Genomic DNA, 20,936 nt, shown 5'->3' on the forward strand with positions numbered 1-20,936 from the left:
TTGGTTCGCATCCAACGGCTTGATAACAAATTAATGAATAGGAAACGGAAGCCATGAACGACAGAGCCCTATACCGACTTGCCGATTCCACTGCAGTAGAAGCTCTGGTTGATTACTGGGTTGCCTGGCCGCACACTTTTTCGCCGGTCCCCTACAGTCTGCATATGCTGAATTATCAGAAGAAAAATCTGACCTCATATCTGCAAAATCCCGAAATTCATCTTAAATCCAGCGCCAATCCAAAACTGCTGGGTGGCCCTTTTGTCAACGTACCGATCGACAGGGTGGCTGACATTGCGCAAATGTTGGAACGTATGGGCGGTGAGCATGCGGAAAGTCTGCAAATGGCCGAAGATCTCATCGCTTTTCAGAATCTGCTGGATCGAGAGGCTATCGGGCAAAGTCTGGAAGTGTATTACCCTCAGCTACCCCAGTCGTTACGCGGTTTCGTCGAACTGCTCTATGACTATAACAACCGCCCGATTGTCCGCTGTATCGAGAGCCTTCTTTATAAAAGTCGGCATTACAAAAAGCACTTGCAATCGTTACGGCTTTTTACCCAAACCCACGACAGAGTCCGTGCGTATTATATGAGTACGCCACGCCTGCCCGATGACGATAGCGTATCTTGGCAGATTCCGTTTGCCGAGTTGGCCGTCGACGAATTATTCAAACTGGATAGTCAGCCTCAATCCCTGGGCTATATCCGGGAGGTTCTGGGCTTGGATGCTTGCGACGAAGATAAACTGATCCGTTTATTAACCGCGCAATCGGCTCGCACTGCCGAACCCTGGCAGGGTCCAGGTCCGCGCCTCCGATACCTTGGTCACGCCGGCGTTTTAATCGAAGCCGCTGGTATTGCCGTGCTGATTGATCCCTTCATTGCTGTAAAACCCAGTCAGGGTGGAATAGATCGTTATAGTTTTCAAGATTTGCCGGCACATATCGATTACGTGCTAATTACTCATGTTCATCATGACCATTATGTCTTCGAAACCCTATTACGGTTACGGCACAAAATTGGTTGCCTAGTTGTACCTAAAAGTTCGGGCATTTTTTATGCCGATATCTCGATGAAACTGTTGGCCAGAGAATTGGGTTTTCAGCAGGTCGTTGAAGTTGATCCGTTAGATAGTATCTCGTTTACCGGTGGTGAGATCGTCGCGGTACCTTTCCTGGGCGAACACAATGATTTGCCTTTTGCGAAAAGCGCCTATTTAGTTCGCGCCGGGAACCGGAAATTGTTGTTTGCTGCCGATTCGAACTGCCTGGATAAGCACATGTACCAGAATCTATGTGCTGAATATGGATCTATCGACACGGTGTTTTTAGGCATGGAATGCATTGGCGCACCGCTCTCCTGGGTTTACGGCGCTTTATTACCTAAGCTGCCGGATCACAAGCACTGTCAGGCCAGACGCTCCAACGGCAGCAATGCCGAAGGCGCATTGCAATTACTGGAAGCCGTCGGCGCCAATCGCGTCTACGTCTACGCCATTGGTCGCGAGCCGTGGCTGCAATATTTCATGGCGCTGGAGCCGGAAGACGACGATGCCTACATTCGCGAAATCAACAAAATGTTAACGGTTTGTCATGAGCGTGGCTTTAGCGATGCCCGGCGTCTATATGGATGCGACGAGATTTTTCTAGGCCAGGATTAAGTCGGCTCTCTTTTATCAACTTAAGGATTCGACACGACATGACTATCTCAACCGCTAACCCTGTTTCCGTAACAACTGATCGCTCGCGTTTGATTGCCCGCCTCGGGCAGAATACCACGGCTGACTCGATAACGAAGCGCGCAGCTGGTGAAACGGCGCCTTTATCCTATTCGCAAGAGCGCCTATGGATTATGTCGCAATTGGAGCCGGACAATCCGATTTATAACGTTGCCGGAGCTGTGCGGCTTGATGGCGCTTTACGCGGCGAGCTGTTGGCGCAAGCCTTGAGCGAAGTGGTCCGGCGCCACGAAATTTTGCGCAGTCGTTTTTTGGCGTTGGAAGGGGGGCCCGGCCAGCAAGTCGAAACCGAAGCGCAATTGCCGCTGGAAGATTGGGATTTGTCGGCGTTGGCGGAAAACGAAAAAATGCCGGCTTTCGAGACGCGGGCGCAAGACTTCATTCGCCGTCCGTTCCGGCTAGACCTGCAGCCGCCGCTTCGGGGAGCATGGGTTGACTTGGGCGGCGAGCGGCATATTTTGTTGCTGGTCTTACACCATATGGTGTCCGATCGTTGGTCGGTCGCGGTGTTGATGCAAGAAGTCGCGACCCTTTACCAAGCCTTCGCCGAAGGCCGGCCGTCGCCTTTACCGGAACTGGCGATTCAATACGCCGATTATTGCGTTTGGCAACGCGGCCGCGACGCGCAACGGCAAAGCCAATTGGAATATTGGACGGCCAAGTTGGCCGGCGCGCCGCCGCTGCTGGAATTGCCCTTGGACCGTCCGCGGCCGCCGCAGCCTAGTTACAGCGGCGAAGTTTATCGCTTCGAATTAAGCGAGGATTTGAGCCGGCAAGTCAAGCAATTGGCCGGGCAACACAAGGCCACATTGTTCATGGTCATGGCGGCGGCGTTTTCGGCGCTGTTGCACCGCTATTCCGGCAGCCGGGATTTTTGCATCGGCTATCCGGTGGCCGGCCGCAATCGTAGCCAGGTTGCCAGTTTGATCGGTTTTTTCGTCAATACTTTGGTGTTGCGTTGCCGGGTCGAAGGCGAAATCTCTTTCGCCGACTGGTTGGCTCAGCTTCGCGAACAAGCCTTACAGGATCAAAATCACCAAGAATTAGCTTTTGGACAGTTATTGGATGCCCTGAATCCGCCCCGCAACCCCGGCCATGCGCCCTTGTTTCAAGTGATGCTGGCGGTGCAGAACGTGCCGGTGGCGGATTTTCGGATGGGGAGTCTGAATGTTTCACCTTTGACGTTAAACAACGGCGCCGCCCAGTTCGATTTGACCTTGTTCGTCGACGAAGGCGAGGGGCGTTTAGCCTGCAGTTTCGAGTACGCCAAAGACTTATTCGCCGCCGAAACGATAGAGCGGATGGCCGGGCATTTACGGGTTTTGCTGGAACAAGCGGCGGCCGAGCCGAAGCAATCCTTATGGCAATTGACGGCTTTGCCGGCCGAACAGTACCGCAGGATCGTCGAGGAATTTAACACCACGGAGCGCGATTATCGAAGCCGGCCGCGATTGGTTCATGCCTTGATCGAGTCTCAATCGGCCAAGACCCCCAACGCCGCAGCCTTACGTTTCGAGGCCGATTGCCTGAGTTATGCCGAGTTGAATGCCAAAGCCAATCGCTTGGCTCACGAGCTGATCGGGCGAGGCGTGGGGCCGGAAGTCCTGGTCGGCGTTTGTCTGGAGCGTTCGCTGGAAATGGTGGTCGCGTTGTTGGCTATCCTGAAAGCCGGCGGGGCTTACGTGCCGCTAGATCCCGATTATCCGGCCGAACGGCTGCGATTTATGCTGGCCGATTGCGAGCCAAGATTGCTGATTGGCCGGCAAAGTTTATGCGGAGCTTGGCCGGAGCCGGCGCTTGCCGGCGTTAGGACGCTGTTGCTCGACGACGCCGATACCGAGGCCGCGATCGCTTTACGTTCCGATGTCAATCCCGATGCGGCGGCCATGGGCTTGGCGCCGGTCAATCTTGCTTACGTTATTTATACCTCCGGTTCGACTGGCCAGCCCAAAGGAGCGATGAACCAGCACGACGCGGTAGTTAACCGTTTGTTGTGGGCGCAAGACCAATATCAGCTGACGGCTGGCGATAAGGTGATGCAGAAAACGCCCTTCAGCTTCGACGTGTCGGTTTGGGAGTTTTTTCTGCCGTTATTGGCGGGCGCCGAACTGGTGCTGGCTCGCCCCAAAGGCCATCAAGAGCCCGACTATTTGCAGGACTTGATCGAAGTGGCCGGCGTGACGACCTTGCATTTCGTGCCGTCTATGCTGCAGGCCTTTTTGCCCGGTTTGGATGCGGCAAAATGCCGTTCCTTGCGGCAAGTGCTATGCAGCGGCGAAGCCTTACCGGCGGCTTTGACAGCAAGGTTTCACGAAGCCTTGCCGAACGTGGCCTTACATAATCTGTACGGGCCGACCGAGGCGGCGGTCGACGTGACGGCCTGGCTGTGCCAACAAGACGATGGCGCTACGCCGCCTATCGGCCGGCCGATTGCCAATACTCGGTTATACATTCTCGATTCCGCGTTGCAGCCTGTGCCGTTGGGGGTTATCGGCGAAATTTATATCGGCGGCATTGCGGTCGGTCGCGGTTATTGCCGCAAGCCGGCCTTGAGCGCCGAGCGTTTTCTACCCGATCCGTTTGCGGAAGGGGCGCGGCTTTATAAGACCGGCGATTTGGGGCGCTGGCGCGCCGACGGCGGCATCGATTATCTAGGCCGCAACGATTTTCAAGTCAAGTTGCGCGGTTTTCGCATCGAATTAGGGGAGATCGAAAGCCGTTTGGCAGCCTGTGACGGCGTCGGCGAGGCGGTCGTGGTAGCCCGTGGCGATCGTTTAGGCGACAAGCGTTTGGTGGCTTATTTGACCAGCCGTTCCGGCGGCGAATTATCGCTTGGCGAATTGCGCCAGCAGTTGGCGGCCGATTTGCCCGATTACATGTTGCCGGCGGCCTTCGTACTGTTGCCTTCCTTGCCGTTGAACGCCAATGGCAAGCTCGATAGAAGCGCTTTACCGGCACCGGACACGGAGACTGTATTAGGCCGGGAATACCAAGCGCCGCAAGGCGAGGCGGAAGCGGCGTTGGCCGAAATTTGGCAAGACTTGTTGGAACTCGAGCGTGTTGGCCGTAACGATCATTTTTTCGAATTAGGCGGCCATTCCTTGTTGGCCTTAACGCTAGTCGAGCGCCTGCGGCAACGAGGTTGGAATTTGCCGGCCCGCGAGGTATTCGCCCGGCCGCTATTGGCGGATCTGGCGGCAGCGATCGCCGAGGATGAGGCGACCGACTGGATACCGCCGAATCTTATTTCCGATGCTTTTTCATTATCCGCTAATACGCCGACGGAGGAATTCCGGCTATGAGTTTGAACGCTGTTTTTTCGCTGCTGAAATCCCGGAATATCGCCTTATTGGAAGAAGAAGGCGAACTGGTGATACGGGCCCCGCAGGGGGCGATGGACGAAGACTTGCTGGCGCGGTTGAAACTACATAAGCAGGGTTTGCTGACTGCCTTGCGTAACGGCCGAGATGTATCGATTACGCCGCAAATGCTGACCCTGGTCGAATTAAGCCAGGAAGAAATCGATGCCATCGTCGCAAACGTCGACGGCGGTGCCGCCAATATTCAAGATATTTATCCCTTGGCGCCGTTACAGGAAGGTATCTTGTTTCATCATTTGCTGGAAAGCCAAGGCGATCCTTACGTTACGCGGACCCAAATCGTCTTCGAAAATCGGCGCTATTTGGATCATTTTCTCGCGGCCTTGCAAACCGTGATAGAGCGGCACGATATTTTACGCAGCGCTATGCATTGGCAAGGCTTGCGGCAGCCGGTGCAGGTCGTGCAGCGCCGGGCGAAATTGCCGGTACACGACTTATACGGCGGCGACGCAGAAGCCCGTTTGTCGGCGACAACGGACCCCAGACAGTGCCGGATGAATTTGCAACAAGCGCCTTTATTGCAGGTTTACATCGCCGCCGAGCAGGACGGTTTGGGTTGGCGTTTGGTGTTACTGAATCATCACTTGATCGACGACAACTATACCTTACAGTTGGTGTTGTCGGAAATTCGCTTGTTGCTGGCCGGGCGCGGCGACGAGTTGCGGGCGCCTTTGCCGTATCGCAATTTTATCGCCAGGATGCGCCGCACTTCGCAGGCCGAACACGAGGCTTATTTTCGAGAGCAACTGAGCGACGTTTATGAGACTACTGCGCCGTTCGGTTTATTGAACGTGCAAGGCGACGGCGGTAAAGTCGAAGAAGCGACCTTGCGCTTGGACACGGAATTATCGCGGCGGATACGCGATACGGCGCGCAGTTGCAGCGTTAGTCCGGCCGGTTTGCTGCATGCCGCTTGGGCGGTGGTGATGGGGCGTTGCAGCGGCCGCGACGACGTAGTGTTCGGTACGGTTTTGTCGGGGCGTTTGCACGGCGGTGCCGGCGCCGAGCGTGCGGTGGGAATGTTCATCAATACCTTGCCGATCCGCGTGCCGTTAGGGCGGCACGCTTGCCGCGAGGTGGTTGCGTTGACGCATCGGCGCTTGAATAGCTTATTGGCTCACGAACAAGCCTCGTTGGCGACGGCGCAACGCTGTAGCGCCGTGCCGTCCGGCACGCCGCTGTTTACGACCTTGATCAATTATCGGCATGCGGCCATCGTCGAGGCGGACGATAAGGCCTTGATGGCCTGGGAGGGGGCGCGGGTCTTGTTCAGCGAGGAGCGCAGCAATTATCCGTTGACGCTGGCGGTCGACGATTTCGGCGATGATTTCGCATTGACCGTGCAAGCGGCGCCGGGAATCGATCCTTTGCGTATCGCCGACTATATGAGAACCGTTGCCGAGGGTTTGGACGATGCTTTACGCCACGATCCCGATAAAGCGGTTGCCGAAATCGCCATGTTATCCGCAGCCGAGAAGCGGCGATTATTGTTCGATTGGAACGCGACCGAAGTCGACTACCCTGAGTCGTCTTGCTTACAGGCCTTATTCGAAGCTCAAGTCGAAAGGACGCCGAACGCCGTTGCCTTGAGCTTCGAAGACAACAGTCTGACTTACGCCGAACTGAACGCTAAAGCCAATCGACTAGCGCATTATTTGATCGAGCACGGCGTCGGCCCGGACGTGCTGGTGGGTATCTGCATCGAGCGCTCGTTGGAGATGGTGATCGGCCTGCTGGGCGTCTTGAAGGCAGGCGGGGCTTACGTGCCGATCGATCCTCACTATCCCGAAGAACGGCTGCGTTACATGCTGGACGACGCCGGCGTCAGCCTGCTGTTGACCCGTTCCGGTTTGGCGGAGTTAACGGATTTCGATCGGCAACGCAGTTTTTATTTGGACGCCGATTGGCTGCAGGCGGCGTTTTACCCGGCACACAATCCCGCCGTTCGCAACCGGTCGCAGGACTTGGCCTACATCATCTACACCTCGGGCTCGACCGGCCAGCCCAAAGGTGTGGCGGTGGCGCACGGCAATGCGCTGCATTCGACCCAAGCGCGGTTTGCTTATTATGCCGATCCGGTTCGGGCCTATCTGTTGCTGTCGTCGTTCGCCTTCGACAGCTCGGTGGCCGGCATCTTCTGGACGCTGGGGCAGGGCGGTTGTTTGTGTTTGCCGAGCGAGGAGGCGGGTAAAGACCCTGCGGCTTTGGCCGCTTTGATCGAACGCCAGCGGGTTTCGCATCTGTTGGCCTTGCCGTCGCTGTATACTTTGTTATTAGAGCAAGCGTCCGAAAAATTGAAGAGCCTGAAGGCCGCCATCGTCGCCGGCGAAGCCTGCGCCACCGAAGTCGTTAAGCGTCATTTCGCTATTTTGCCGGTCGTCAAACTCTACAACGAATACGGCCCGACCGAGGGCACAGTGTGGAGCAGCGTTTACCAAGCCGGTTCGGACGACCTCGATCGGACGTTGGCGATCGGTAGGCCGGTCGCCAACGTCCGCCTGTATATTCTGGGCAAATCACTCAATCCGCTGCCGGTTGGCGTCGCCGGCGAACTTTACATCGGCGGCGCCGGCATCGTGCGCGGCTATCTGAACCGCCCCGAGCTGACGGCCGAACGTTTTATCCCCGATCCGTTCCAAGCCGGCGGCGGCCGCTTGTACAAAACCGGCGACTTGGCTCGCTACCGGGCCGACGGGGCGATCGAGTTTTTGGGGCGCATCGATCACCAGGTAAAGATTCGCGGTTTCAGGATAGAACTCGGAGAAATCGAAGCCGAGCTGCTGAAACAGCCGGCGGTCAAAGAGGTGGTGGTCGTGGCGCGCGAAGAGCAACCCGGCGACAAACGCTTGGTGGCTTATCTGGTGGAAGATCAGCATGGCGCCTTGGTCATCGACGAATTGAAAGTCCAACTCAAACAAGCTTTGCCGAACTACATGGTGCCCAGTGCCTTCGTGGTGTTGGACGAGATGCCGCTTTCTGCCAACGGCAAATTGGACAGGAAAAAACTGCCGGCCCCGGACATCGGCGAACAATTGAAAAAGCCATACGTCGCGCCGCGCACCGAAACCGAAACCCTGTTGGCCGAAATTTGGCGGGAAGTGTTGGGCGTGGAAAAAGTCGGGGTCGAAGACGATTTCTTTGAATTGGGCGGGCATTCGTTGTTGGCGACCCAGCTGGCGTCGCGGGTGGCTAAATGCTTTTCGATCGATTTGCCGCTGCGCAGCGTGTTCGAGGCCGGCAACGTCGCTACGTTGGCGGAAATAATCGACGACGAAAAACGCGCTCATCCGGGCGTCGCAATGAATGAGGACAAATTTACCATCGCGGCGGCCATGCGTTCGGCGCCCATCCCATTGTCCTTCGCCCAGCAAAGGCTATGGTTTCTGGATCAACTGGAACCTGACAGTCCGCTCTACAACATTCCGGTGGCGTTGCGTTTGTCCGGCCGTTTGGATCTTGCCGCCTTGAGGCAAAGTTTTAGCGAGATCGTTCGTCGCCACGAAGTATTGCGGACGATATTCGAGACGGGCGAGGACGGCGAGCCGGTGCAAAAAATATTGCCGAGTTTGACACTCGAGATCGACAGTGTGGATTTGACCTCTACCGACCGGCCCTGCGTTTGGCAGGCGCTGTGCCGCGACGAAGCCGCCAAGCCTTTCGATTTGCGCCGGGGGCCGTTGATTCGGGCCGGCTTGCTGATGCTGGACGACAGCGGCGACAGCCAGGACGCCATCCTGATGCTGACCGTGCATCACATCGTCTCGGACGGTTGGTCTTCGGCGGTCTTGGTCAAAGAGTTTGCCGCGCTGTACCGGGCTTTTGCGCGGCATCAAGCCTCGCCGCTGGCCGAATTGCCGATCCAATACGCCGATTTCGCCTGCTGGCAACGCCATTGGCTGAGCGGCGAGGAATTGGATAGGCAAATAGGCTACTGGCGCGAGCGCTTGCAAGGCGCGTCCGGTGTCTTGGAGCTGCCAACCGACCGGCCAAGGCCGGCGCTGAAGACTTACCGGGGCGCTCATTTCGGTTTCGAAATCCCGCCGGCATTGGCTTTGCAAGCCAGAGCCGTGAGCAATCGATACAACGTTAGCTTGTTCATGCTCTTGCTCTCGGTATTCAAACTCTTGTTGAGCCGCCATAGCGGCCAGACCGACCTCTGCGTCGGCACCCCGTTCGCCAACCGTAACCGCCAGGAAATCGAAGATTTGATCGGTTTCTTCGTCAACACCCTGGTGTTGCGTAGCGACTTATCGGCCAATCCGCCCTTTGCCGAGCTGTTGGAGCAAATCAGGGCGACGGTATTGGACGCGCAAAACCACCAGGATTTGCCGTTCGAAAAGCTGGTCGAAGCCTTGCAACCTACGCGCGATCCCAGCCGCAGTCCGTTGTTCCAAGTCATGTTCGTGCTGCAAAACCGCGACAACCTGACCTTGAGTTTGCCTGATGTGGAGGTCGCCGTGCTCGAAGACGACAGTCGAACCGCCAAGTTCGATCTGACCCTGCACATCCAGGACTGGCCGGACGGTCGCTTGGGCGGCAGCTTCGAATACAACAACGATTTGTTCGACGCCGAGACGATGGCAAGATTGGCGCGGCATTACTTGATATTGTTGCAAGCGGCGCTCGAGTGTCCGCAAACACGGATTTTTGAATTGCCGTTGCTGACCGATGGCGAAAAACGGCAACTTTTGCAAGAGTGGAACGCTACCGAAGTAGAGTATCCGCAAGGCCGTTGCATTCACCAGTTGTTCGAGGCTCAAGTCGAGAAAACGCCGGATGCCGTTGCATTGAGCTTCGAAGATAGCAGCCTGACTTATGCCGAACTGAACGTCAAAGCCAATCAGCTGGCGCACGCTCTAATCGATCGGGGCGTCGGCCCGGATGGGTTGGTGGGTATCTGCATCGAGCGTTCGTTGGAAATGGTGATCGGTCTGCTGGGCATTTTGAAGGCCGGCGGGGCTTACGTGCCGCTCGATCCTCACTATCCCGAGGAACGGCTGCGTTACATGCTGGACGACGCCGGCGTTAGCCTGCTGTTGACTCGGCAAGGCTTGACGGAGATGTTGGCGGGGAATAATCGAGGCGTAGGGTACGCACCGCGTGCCTTGGCTGAACCCGGTGTTGGCGCCGGACCGGTACGCGGTGCGTACCCTACGGACGACGTCGGCCGGCGCCCTCGCCCTCTCCCAGCGGGAGAGGGCCGGGGTGAGGGGGCATTAAAAACGCTATGTCTGGACAGCGATTGGCCGGCCATCGCCCCATGTCCTGAGCATAACCCCGAACCGTGCAACCACCCGCTGGATTTGGCCTACATCATCTACACCTCGGGCTCGACCGGCCAGCCCAAAGGTGTGGCGGTGGCGCACGGCAATGCGCTGCATTCGACCCAAGCGCGGTTTGCTTATTATGCCGATCCGGTTCGGGCCTATCTGTTGCTGTCGTCGTTCGCCTTCGACAGCTCGGTGGCCGGCATCTTCTGGACGCTGGGGCAGGGCGGCTGTCTGTGCCTGCCGAAGGACGAAGCGGGCAAAGACCCGGTCGCCTTGGCGGACTTGATTGAACGCCATGGGGTTTCGCATCTGTTGGCCTTGCCGTCGCTGTATACTTTGTTATTAGAGCAAGCGTCCGAAAAATTGGACAGCCTGAAGGCTGCCATCGTTGCCGGCGAAGCCTGCGCGACCGAGGTGGTCAAGCGTCATTTCGCCGCTCTGCCGGCCGTCAAACTCTACAACGAATACGGCCCGACCGAAGCCACGGTGTGGAGCAGCGTCTATCAAGCGAGTTTGGACGACCTCGACCGGCCGCTGGCCATAGGCCGGCCTATCGGCAACGTCCGTCTCTATATCCTCGACAGCTACCTAAATCCGGCGCCGGTCGGTGTGGCCGGCGAGTTATATATCGGCGGCGCCGGCATCGTGCGGGGTTATCTGAACCGTCCCGCCTTGAGCGCCGAACGCTTCATTCCCGATCCGTTCCAAGCCGGCGGCGGCCGCTTGTACAAAACCGGCGACTTGGCCCGTTACCGGGCCGACGGCGCGATCGAGTTTTTGGGCCGCATCGATCACCAAGTCAAAATTCGCGGTTTTAGGATAGAGCTGGGCGAGATCGAGGCTCGGTTGCTGCAACACCCGGACGTCAAGGAAGCCGCGGTGCTGGCGAGGGAAGATCAACCGGGCGACAAACGACTGGTGGCCTATTTGGTGGAAGACCAGCTTGGAACCTTGGTCATCGATGAATTGAAAGTTCAACTCAAACAAACTTTGCCGGACTACATGGTGCCCAGTGCCTTCGTGGTGTTGGACGAGATGCCGCTTTCTGCCAACGGCAAATTGGACAGGAAAAAACTGCCGGCCCCGGACATCGGCGAACAATTGAGAAAGCCATACGTCGCGCCGCGCACAGAAACCGAAACCCTGTTGGCCGAAATTTGGCGGGAAGTGTTGGGCGTGGAAAAAGTCGGCGTCGAAGACGACTTTTTCGAACTGGGTGGGCATTCGTTGTTGGCGACGCAGTTGGCCTTTGCCGTTCAAAATCGGTTGCGACTGCCATTTCCGGTCAAAGCCGTGTTCGAAAAACCGACCGTAGCGGAGCAAGCCGGCTGGTTAAGCGGCGAGGCCGACGAAGAAAGTCTCGATCTGCAGGTCGAAGCCGGGCTGGGTAGCGATATTCTGCCCTTGCCGGCCAAACCGGCCGAGCTTGGGCAATCTCGCGCTCTGCTGCTGACCGGAGCGACCGGATTTCTCGGCGCATTTTTGTTGGCCGATTTATTGGAACAAACCCAGGCCCATGTTTATTGCCTGATCCGCGCCGCCGACGAAGCGCAGGCCTTTAGCCGACTGGAAAAGCAATTGGCACGTTATGACTTACTCGAGCGCATTGATTGGCGGCGAGTGATTCCTGTGTGTGGGGATTTGGCGTCCGAATGCCTGGGGCTTAGCGAAGATCGTTACCGAGAAATCGCCGCCGGCGTCGATGCGATCTTCCACAACGGTGCATTGGTCAATTTCGTTCAGCCCTACCGGGCCTTGAAGGCCGCCAACGTGTCCGGCAGCGTCGAAGTCTTGCGTTTGGCGGCGACGGAGCGGCCGAAAGCGATTCATTACGTTTCTACCTTGTCGGTATTCGCCGGCAATCCCTCGAATCCGCAAGGTTTTACGGAAACAGACGAACCGCGACTTAGCGACGCATTGGTCGGCGGTTACGCGCAAAGCAAATGGGTGGCGGAGGCCATATTGCGCAAGGCAAGCCTGCGAGGCTTTCAGGTAGCCGTCTACCGGCCGGCGACGGTTGCCGGCGACAGCCGTAACGGCGTCTGGAATACCGACGATTTTTTATGCCGCGTCTTCAAGGGCTGTATACAGATGGGCCTGGCGCCGGAAGTCGACAGCCGTTTGGACATGGCGCCGGTGGATTTCGTCAGCGGGGCGATCGTGGCCTTGGCGCAAGAAACTGATGTTGCCGGCGGCGTTTTTCATTTGAATCATCCCTATCCGCCAACCGCAAATGCCTGGTTCGATTGGTTTATTGCCGCCGGTTTTCCGTTGCGCAAGGTATCGACTCGGCAATGGCGGGCGGCAATGCTCGCCGCCGCGGAAACGATAGCCGATTTTGCGTTGGTGCCGTTGCTGACGCTCTTTGCCGAGGAGGCGGAGCCGGACGGGGCAGCGGATAGTGACGAAGCCGCAGGCTACGACTGCTCGGCAACGCAACGCAGGCTTGCGGCGCGAGGCATGGCTTACCAACCCATTGAAGATACCTTGCTGGCGCGTTACCGCGACTATTTTGTACGTAGCGGATGGATAGACGCCGGCAAGATCGAAAAAAACGGCGAATGACGATGGGGAGAACCGGGTGTGCAGTCGTCTTCCGAGTGTAAAGCGAATGCAACAGCCTGGGCTTCGGGTGGACGCTTTGTAATTCATTCTTTAACCATCGGATCAAATCATGAGTCATTCAGGAAAACATTGCGATTTCAAGGCTAGCCGGCAACAAAAGGGAAATAGGCCGCGGCATGCCTTGAAGGCGGTTGCGCTGTTGTGCGCGATGGCGGCTTCGAGCGGGGCGATTGCGGAAAATGCCGGCAGCGGCGAGGTTTACAAGTTCAATATCTCCGCCGGCGACATGTCCGCGTCGCTGAACAAATTGGCGGAAACCGCCAACTTAGAGCTCAGCTATCCGGCCGCGATGGCGAGCGATATGAAATCCAATGGCCTGAAGGGCAATTACACGGTCGAGCAGGCGTTGCAACAACTGTTGAAAGGCAGCGGACTGAATTACCGGGTGGCCGGTGGGAATTCGATTACCGTGGAGAAGGTGGCTGTGGCGCAAGCGAACGATGCGACGACGATGGCGGCGGTGACTGTGACAGGGGCTAGGCCGGGATACGATGCGACCGATCCTTACACCAAAGATTATGCGGTTCCCAGTTCCAGTGCCGCCAGTAAGACGGAAATGGCATTGATGGAAACGCCGGTCAATATCCAGATTGTGCCTCGCACCATCATGGATGACCAGCAAGATATCGAAATCACCGAAGCTTTAAGTAGAAATGTCAGCGGTGTACAAAGGAGCATGGATTACGGCGATCTGTACGAAAACTTTAATATCCGGGGATTCAGCACCAATTTTTCCACCTATCGTAATGGGTTGCGGCGTTATACCAACTATTCCGATCCTGCGAACATCGAGCAAGTAGAGGTTATTAAAGGCCCGGCAGCGGTGCTTTACGGGCAAATTCAACCCGGCGGCATGGTCAACGTCGTCACCAAACAAGCTCTGGATAAACCCTATTACTCTCTGCAGCAACAATTCGGTTCCTACGACCAATATCGTACGACGGCTGCGGCCACCGGCCCCATCGACGACGCTAAGACACTGAAATATCGGTTCGACGCGTCCTACCAGGATTTAAGCTCGTTCAAGAAATACGTGGGGGACGAGCGGGTATTTATCGCGCCCAAACTGAGTTGGACGCCTAATGACCGATTCGAGGCCAATGCCGAGTTGGAGTTCAAGCACGATAAACGTGTGAATGACAACGGAATACCGACGATTGGTAATCGTCCGGCGCCGGTAGCATTTAATACCTACCTTGGCGATGTGGCGAAAGGCCCCACCATGAATTCCGTGCTGACGGCATTTGATTGGTCTTACAAATTTAATAACCAATGGAAAGTGACGAACCGGTTTATGCACGAGGATTGGGATATCAATTATTTCGACCTTCAGCCTCAATATATGCTCAACGCTACAATGTTAAGGCGATTTCCAATAACTGGCGTGGCCTATCATGATACTTATGGAACCAACCTGGATTTAATTGGAAATGTCGAGTTGTTCAATACCAAACACGAATTGTTAATCGGCGGCGATTTCTCGAGAAGAACCCGAAAAGCCGATAAAAACCGATTCGCGTGTTGTAACGGGAACAACACCGGCGGAACGGTTGATATCTACAACCCGGCTTATAATACCGTTGACTTGGCCGCTATTTATTCTTCGCCTTACGACTATGCGGTGAGAGAGAAAGAAGAATGGTTTGGTGTGTATTTTCAAGATCATATTACCTTGTTTGAAAAGCTCCATATCTTGGGCGGCGGCCGCTACGATTGGGCAACTTTTGGACGAGGTTTCGATTTTGCTACGGGTAGCTATGATGTGGCGAGCGCCAATTATAAAAGCACCGACAATCAAAAGTTCAGTCCGCGGGTTGGTATTTTGTATCAGCCGATGTCATGGCTTTCTGTTTACGGTAACTATACCGAATCCCTTGGTAGTGCCAATACCGGAATGGTCTATGAGAACCAATCCATTAAGCCTGAGATTGGCGAGCAATTCGAGGCTGGTTTTAAAACGGAGTTCTTCGATCAGAGACTAAGCAGCACCGTATCTTTCTATCATCTGACAAAACAGAATATCCAGCTTTCTGATCCTATTCATACCGGTTTCACCGTGACAGCCGGAGAGGCTCGAAGCCAAGGAATTGAGGCCGACCTTAAGGGGCGTGTCACCGATGATTTAAATCTGATCTTAACCTATGCCTATACGGATGCCAGAATAACCAAGAATGGTGAAAATTCCGATGGGGCATTGGGGAAGCGTCTAATAAATGTGCCGGAGCATCAGGCAAGCTTATGGGGAACCTATCAATTTACTCCCGAATTTAAAGCAGGTATCGGCGGAGTTTTAGTGGGTTCGAGAGCGGGGAAAACATGGACTGATCTAGAGTTGCCTGGGTATGCGCGAATGGACATGATGGCCGCTTATGTTAAGCCGATCGGTAAAACTCGCCTAACCACGCAATTAAATATCAATAATGTGCTCGACAAAGAATATTATGCCGGTGCGACTCAACAAGGGGCAAGTAATACTATTACCGGTAATCCTATTACCGTAATGGGATCATTAAAGTTGGAATATTAATTTTAATCCATAGTGCCGAGCTTTATAGTTCAGACATTAGTTTCGAAAAGCGTATGAAGACCTATCGCAACAATATTCGAAAATTCTGGCTTAAACTGCATTTGGCGCTGGCGCTTAGCGTCGGTCTGTTGTTCGTGATTCTGGGTTTGACCGGTTCCTGCAATGTGTTTTATTACGAGTTGCGGGAATGGAATCTTGCTAAGCCCATGGCTTTATCGAATCAGCAGCCTTTACCGCTGGATCATCTTCTGCAAATCGTCCAAACCGAACATCCGCAGCGCCAAGGTAGTTGGTCCTTGTTGTTGCCGGGCTACGGAGCCGATTATTTGCTGGCCGAATACCTCAATCCCGAAGAAACCCGGAGCGAAATGTTCGCGCCTCTGGAAGTATTGGTCGATCCCTACACTGGCCGCATCGCGGAGCAGAGTTTCTGGGGGCGAACCCTGCCCAGCAAGCTTTACGAGATACATGCCGCTTTAATGCTGGGGACGTTGGGCAAGGAGGCCGGCCAACTCGGCTTTAACACGGTTAGCTCGCTGGGGGCTCTATTGTTTCTATCTTGTTTGAGCGGCCTGTATTTATGGTGGCCGCGCACCGGTAAATTCAAGAAGGCATCGACTATCAAAGCGCATGCCAGCTCGGAGCGATTTTATTATGACGTACATAAAACCGCCGGATTTTATGGCTCTTTGTGTTTGCTCATTCTGGCCTTTACCGGATTTGCTTTCGGTTATGAAAATGTTTTTCGCCCCATTGTGGCATTGTTTTCGCCAGTTGCTAAAGAGCATTTGCAAGTGCCCGAATTGAAGTCGACTCGACTAAATGCACAACCGCCGATGACGGTCATGCAGGCCGTGGCTGTTGCAGACCGTATCTTTCCTGGCGCGGAATTACGCATGATCAATACGCCTGACGGCCCGGACGGCGTCTATATGGTCGCCAAGAAACAAGCCGGCGAAGCCAACCGCAAACGGCCGCGCAGCAAAGTTTGGATAGACCAATACAGCGGCAAGGTGTTGGCCGTGCAAGACCCCAACCGCTTTACTGCCGGCGAAACGTTTTTCAATTTGTTGTGGCCTCTCCATGATGGGCAGGCGTTTGGTCAGCTTGGACGCATTGTTTGGTGCATGGTTGGTTTTTTGCCATTCATTTTGTATGTCAGCGGTGTTTTGTGGTGGTTACGCAAGCGGAAGGCACAAAGAATGCGCACCAATACGACATAAGAAGCATATGTGTGGAAAGGGTTTTGGCGTTTAACTATGGAATTTAGGATGAAAAATAATAGTGCGAATCTGGCAACTACTTTTTCGGGTAGGCCGATTTTTATTTTATCGTGCGTTAGGTCAGGCTCTACTATGCTGAGGTATATTTTGGATACCAATCCTAATATTTGTAGCCCAGGACATTTAAACTTAGGTTTATTATGCTCAGGATTGTATAAGGCTTCTTATTATTCTATAGGAAGTTTGCCTGATATTAAGACTGAAGAGCAAAGGGATGTATTCGCTATTCACGAATCAAGAGCGATTATTCATCAATTGATGGATAAGTATGTGCAAGGAAAAGGAGGGAAACGCTGGTGTGAGAAATCAACAGATAATGTCGATTATGCCGGGCTTCTCGAAAAACTTTTTCCTGAAGCACAGTACATATGTCTCTATAGAAGCTGCTTGGACGTAGTCTATTCATGTATAAAGACCAGTCCCCTAGGGTTTATGGATGAGTTGTCACCCTATGTTCAGAGACAGCCTACAAACTTTGTTGCTGCAGTCATTGAAAATTGGTTGGAAAAGACAGAAAAGCTTATTCGTTTCGAGGAGAATTACCCCGATAAATCTATCAGGGTTAATTATGAGTTCTTGGTCAATAATCCTCGGGATGAATTGTATCGTTTGTTTGCTTTCTTGGGTGAAGATTGGAATAGCGAGTTGTCGAATTCTATATTCAAAGTGTCGCACGATCAAGGGCCTGGCGATAGTAAAGTCAAGTTCTCCTCTGAAATCAGAAGAGATTCTGTTGGAAATGGAGTTCAAATACCATTTACGGCAATCCCCGAAGCTTTGGTGAATAGGGTTGATACTTTGCATCAAAAATTGGGTTATCCGGTGTTAGAAGATTTGTATCGCTATAGCTCTGACTGTGTTGGTTATGACAGTGTAGATTATGGCAGCTTATTTGAAAATCTGATTGTTAGTATTCAAAAAGTAGAAAATAAAATTACAATTCATGGGGTATGTAAGTTAATTGTTTCTGGGTTAAAAGGTCGAGTCTGGAGGATTGAAGCGAATACCGGAGAGCTTCGCTTTCTCAATGGCGATGGTCCAAGTGATTGTGTTGTTTCCACTTCATATGTAGTGTTTTGTAAATTATTGTCGAAGGAAACGTCCGTTCTAAAATCTTACGAAAATGGAGAAATAGCCGGAGATGGAAATATCAGTTTGGCTTTTGAGTTTGGGAGGTTGATTTTTGGCGGGTAAAAAATTATATGGTATAGGAGGTTTTAGGTTTTTTATTTTATGATTTTGGAGATGGCATGTATATTTTGGGGATGTCTGGTGGTATTGATAGGATATTGGATAGCTCTATCTTGCCTCATATAGGCTTGGGTCATGATTCTTCGTCTCTTTTGTTAGGAAACGGAGTAGTCGCTTACTCCATTGAGGAGGAGCGGCTGAACAGAATTAAACATACCAATAAATTATGTTCGTCGTCGGCATTTTTTTGTTTGAAGTCTACGCATAAAACACTGGAAAGTTTGGATGCCATTGCTATTTATGCAAGTGAAAGTTTTTTAACTTCAAAACTCAAAGAGTTTGGTTTGTACGTGCCTGATTTAAGTGTTTTCTGCGATATTAAACATTTATATCAATTTATTTTCGAGAGAGAGTTCGGCGTCTTGATTGCTAGGGATAAGTTTTATTTCGTCAATCACCATTTAGCCCATGCCGCAGGTTCGTATTATTTATCCGGTTTCGATAAGGCTTTGATTTTAACCATAGACGGCGAAGGCGATGATGTATCTTCGATGGTTATCGATGCCAACGGCAAGAATTTTAATGTTTTAAAAAGTAAATCGGTTGCCGATTCGTTGGGACATTTTTATTTAAAAGTGATTGCCTTTTTGGGTTACAAGGATTTTGACGAATACAAAGTCATGGGCTTGGCGCCTTATGGCAACTCCGCCGTTTATCGGGACAAACTTAGCCGTTTTTACGAATTATTAGCGGACGGCGATTACCGCATTCATGCCGATCGTATTTTGGAGTTGTACGAGGTCTTAACGCCGAGGAAACGCGGGGAAGCTTTTTCTCAAGTGCATATGGATCTTGCGGCGGCCCTGCAGGAGGCGTTAGAGTCTATCGTCTTCCATGTGCTTCGCCATTATCAAGTTTTGACTGGCCATACCCGTTTGGCAATCAGCGGAGGCGTCGGGCAGAACAGCAGTATGAACGGCAAAATTTTAAATTCGGGTTTGTTCGAAGAAGTTTTCGTGCCGTCGTTTGCTGGCGACTCCGGTTGCGCTTACGGCGCGGCGGCCTATGTGGCGCATCAATTACTGCCCGATTTACCGTTTAAAAAAGTAACTCATGCTTATTGGGGGACGCCGATTCACGAGGATGAAGTAGCCGAGGTCTTAGCGCCGTGGCAGGATTTCGTGACGATCGAAAAATTGCTTGATCGCTCGGAACAAGTGTCGGATTTGATTATCGACGGCGCGGTGATCGGTTGGGTGCAAGGCCGCTCAGAATTTGGTCCACGGGCTTTGGGCAATCGCAGCATTATTGCTGATCCGCGCGTGGCTTCGCATAAGGAAACCATTAATGCGATGATCAAGATGCGGGAAAGTTATCGACCATTTGCTCCATCAGTGTTGGTTGAACGTGTCCGCGATTTTTTTGAGGTGCCGGGTAAGCAGGAAGACTTTCCTTTTATGTCTTTTGTCTTGAATGTCAGACCAGGGTGGCGAGAACAGTTGCCGGCTATTACCCATGTTGATGGCAGCGCCCGATTGCAAACGGTTAACAAAGATGATAACCCGCGTTATTGGGAGTTGATAGAAGCCTTCGGCCGTAAGACTGGTATTTCTATTTTGTTGAATACTTCGTTCAACAATAACGCTGAACCTATTGTCGATAGTATTGATGATGCTGTTGTCTGTTATTTGACATCAGGTTTGGATTATCTCGTCGTTGGCGACTATTTGGTCACCAAAAAAGACTGGGGCAGCGACCAAATGGCAACACTAATAGTCACTTTGCCGAAAGCGGCTATTTTAAATCGGGAAGATAAGTATTTAAATCATACCGAGCGTGGATTTAGTTATTTCCTAACTTGGAATTATGACACTACGCGGCGCTACGCGCTTTCGGATGTTTGGTACTATGTTTTGCAACAAGCTGATGGTTTACTTACACTTCAGGAGTTGATGATTAATCTGGGATTTTCGGGGGAACAGCAAAGTCAGATTTTTGAAGAGTTACCGAGTTTGTGGTCGGATCGCTTGATTATTTTTCATCCGGGAAGTGTTGCAAATTAACGGTGTATTCTGTCGATATTTGGTTTGAGTGCTGGAACGGTTGATCCGCTTCTGAGTTCAGGTCGTTTTAAAGATCTAGGTAAGGCTGGGAGACATAATGCCCACTTTATGCAAGTGATTAAGGATATGGGTTAAACATTCCTCAATACTCATCTGATCCGTATCGATCACTATCTCCGGGTTTTCAGGTGGTTCGTAGGGGGATGAAATACCGGTGAAGTGCACTATTTCGCCGAGTCTTGCTTTTCGATAGAGTCCTTTAACATCTCGTTGCTCACAGACCGTCAAATCGCAGTTGCAGTAAATTTCTATAAAATCCCCTTCGGCTACCGTACGTCGGGCCAGCTCTCTTTCTAATCTGAAAGGCGAAATGAAAGCCGTTAGGGTTATGGTTCCGGCGTCGAGCATTAATTTGGCAACTTCCGCAATTCGACGAATGTTTTCTTTTCTATCTGAGTCTTCAAAACCTAAATCTTTTGAAAGACCGTGTCGGATGTTATCACCATCCAATACAAACGCACTGCATCCTCGTTGATGAAGTTGCGCCTCCACTGCATGGGCTATGGTTGATTTGCCCGCCCCAGACAAACCCGTAAACCACAAAATGACCGACCGATGTCCGTTCAAGGATTCCCGGTGTGATCGTGATACTTGGGAATGATGCCAGACAATGTTTTTGCGGTATTCCATGCGCATAAATCCAATCGATAGTGATGTGGTAATGATGCAAGCCATTAACGACTTTTCTTTACAACGGAGACGATTATTGCCGTTAAGTTACTCAGTAAACTGCCTTTTTAGAGGTGGGTGCGCGGACAAGGTAAGCAAAAAAGTGGACGTTTTTAGAAAAAGGGCACC

General features: G+C 52.9%; 8 protein-coding genes. 7 read left to right on the plus strand and 1 reads right to left on the minus strand.

The window, feature by feature from the left end; all coding sequences use genetic code 11:
* The first annotated feature begins 53 nt into the window (after positions 1-53).
* The 7 genes from ACQE3E_RS05445 (at position 54) to ACQE3E_RS05475 (ending at position 20,078) form a co-directional block, all read left to right on the plus strand.
* Positions 54-1,661, plus strand: coding sequence for an MBL fold metallo-hydrolase (locus ACQE3E_RS05445; RefSeq protein ID WP_427501298.1), 1,608 nt, complete (start codon positions 54-56; stop codon positions 1,659-1,661).
* A 38-nt stretch (positions 1,662-1,699) separates the two neighbouring features.
* The gene (locus tag ACQE3E_RS05450; protein ID WP_427501299.1) at positions 1,700-5,041 is read left to right on the plus strand and encodes an amino acid adenylation domain-containing protein; all 3,342 of its coding nucleotides are present in this window, start codon (positions 1,700-1,702) and stop codon (positions 5,039-5,041) included.
* On the plus strand, positions 5,038-12,954 hold the full coding sequence (locus tag ACQE3E_RS05455; RefSeq protein WP_427501300.1) for an amino acid adenylation domain-containing protein: 7,917 nt from the start codon (positions 5,038-5,040) through the stop codon (positions 12,952-12,954). The genes ACQE3E_RS05450 and ACQE3E_RS05455 overlap by 4 nt, the downstream gene beginning before the upstream one ends.
* 109 nt (positions 12,955-13,063) lie before the next feature.
* Positions 13,064-15,541, plus strand: a complete 2,478-nt coding sequence (locus ACQE3E_RS05460; RefSeq protein ID WP_313728768.1) for a TonB-dependent siderophore receptor — start codon at positions 13,064-13,066, stop codon at positions 15,539-15,541.
* A gap of 53 nt (positions 15,542-15,594) precedes the next feature.
* Entirely contained in the window at positions 15,595-16,764 is a 1,170-nt protein-coding gene (locus ACQE3E_RS05465; protein WP_313728767.1) for a PepSY-associated TM helix domain-containing protein, read from the plus strand.
* A gap of 48 nt (positions 16,765-16,812) precedes the next feature.
* Positions 16,813-18,018: a sulfotransferase gene (locus ACQE3E_RS05470; protein ID WP_313728766.1), complete on the plus strand. Its 1,206-nt coding sequence runs from the start codon at positions 16,813-16,815 to the stop codon at positions 18,016-18,018.
* Positions 18,019-18,074: 56 nt separating this feature from the next.
* Entirely contained in the window at positions 18,075-20,078 is a 2,004-nt protein-coding gene (locus ACQE3E_RS05475) for a carbamoyltransferase family protein (protein WP_313728765.1), read from the plus strand.
* Positions 20,079-20,153: 75 nt separating this feature from the next.
* On the opposite strand, the gene cysC is transcribed toward ACQE3E_RS05475, so the two are convergent.
* On the minus strand, positions 20,154-20,768 hold the full coding sequence (cysC, locus tag ACQE3E_RS05480) for an adenylyl-sulfate kinase (RefSeq protein WP_313728764.1): 615 nt from the start codon (positions 20,766-20,768) through the stop codon (positions 20,154-20,156).
* Between the last annotated feature and the right edge of the window lie 168 nt (positions 20,769-20,936).

The organism is Methylomonas sp. MED-D, from assembly GCF_050276835.1.
GTDB lineage: Bacteria > Pseudomonadota > Gammaproteobacteria > Methylococcales > Methylomonadaceae > Methylomonas > Methylomonas koyamae_A.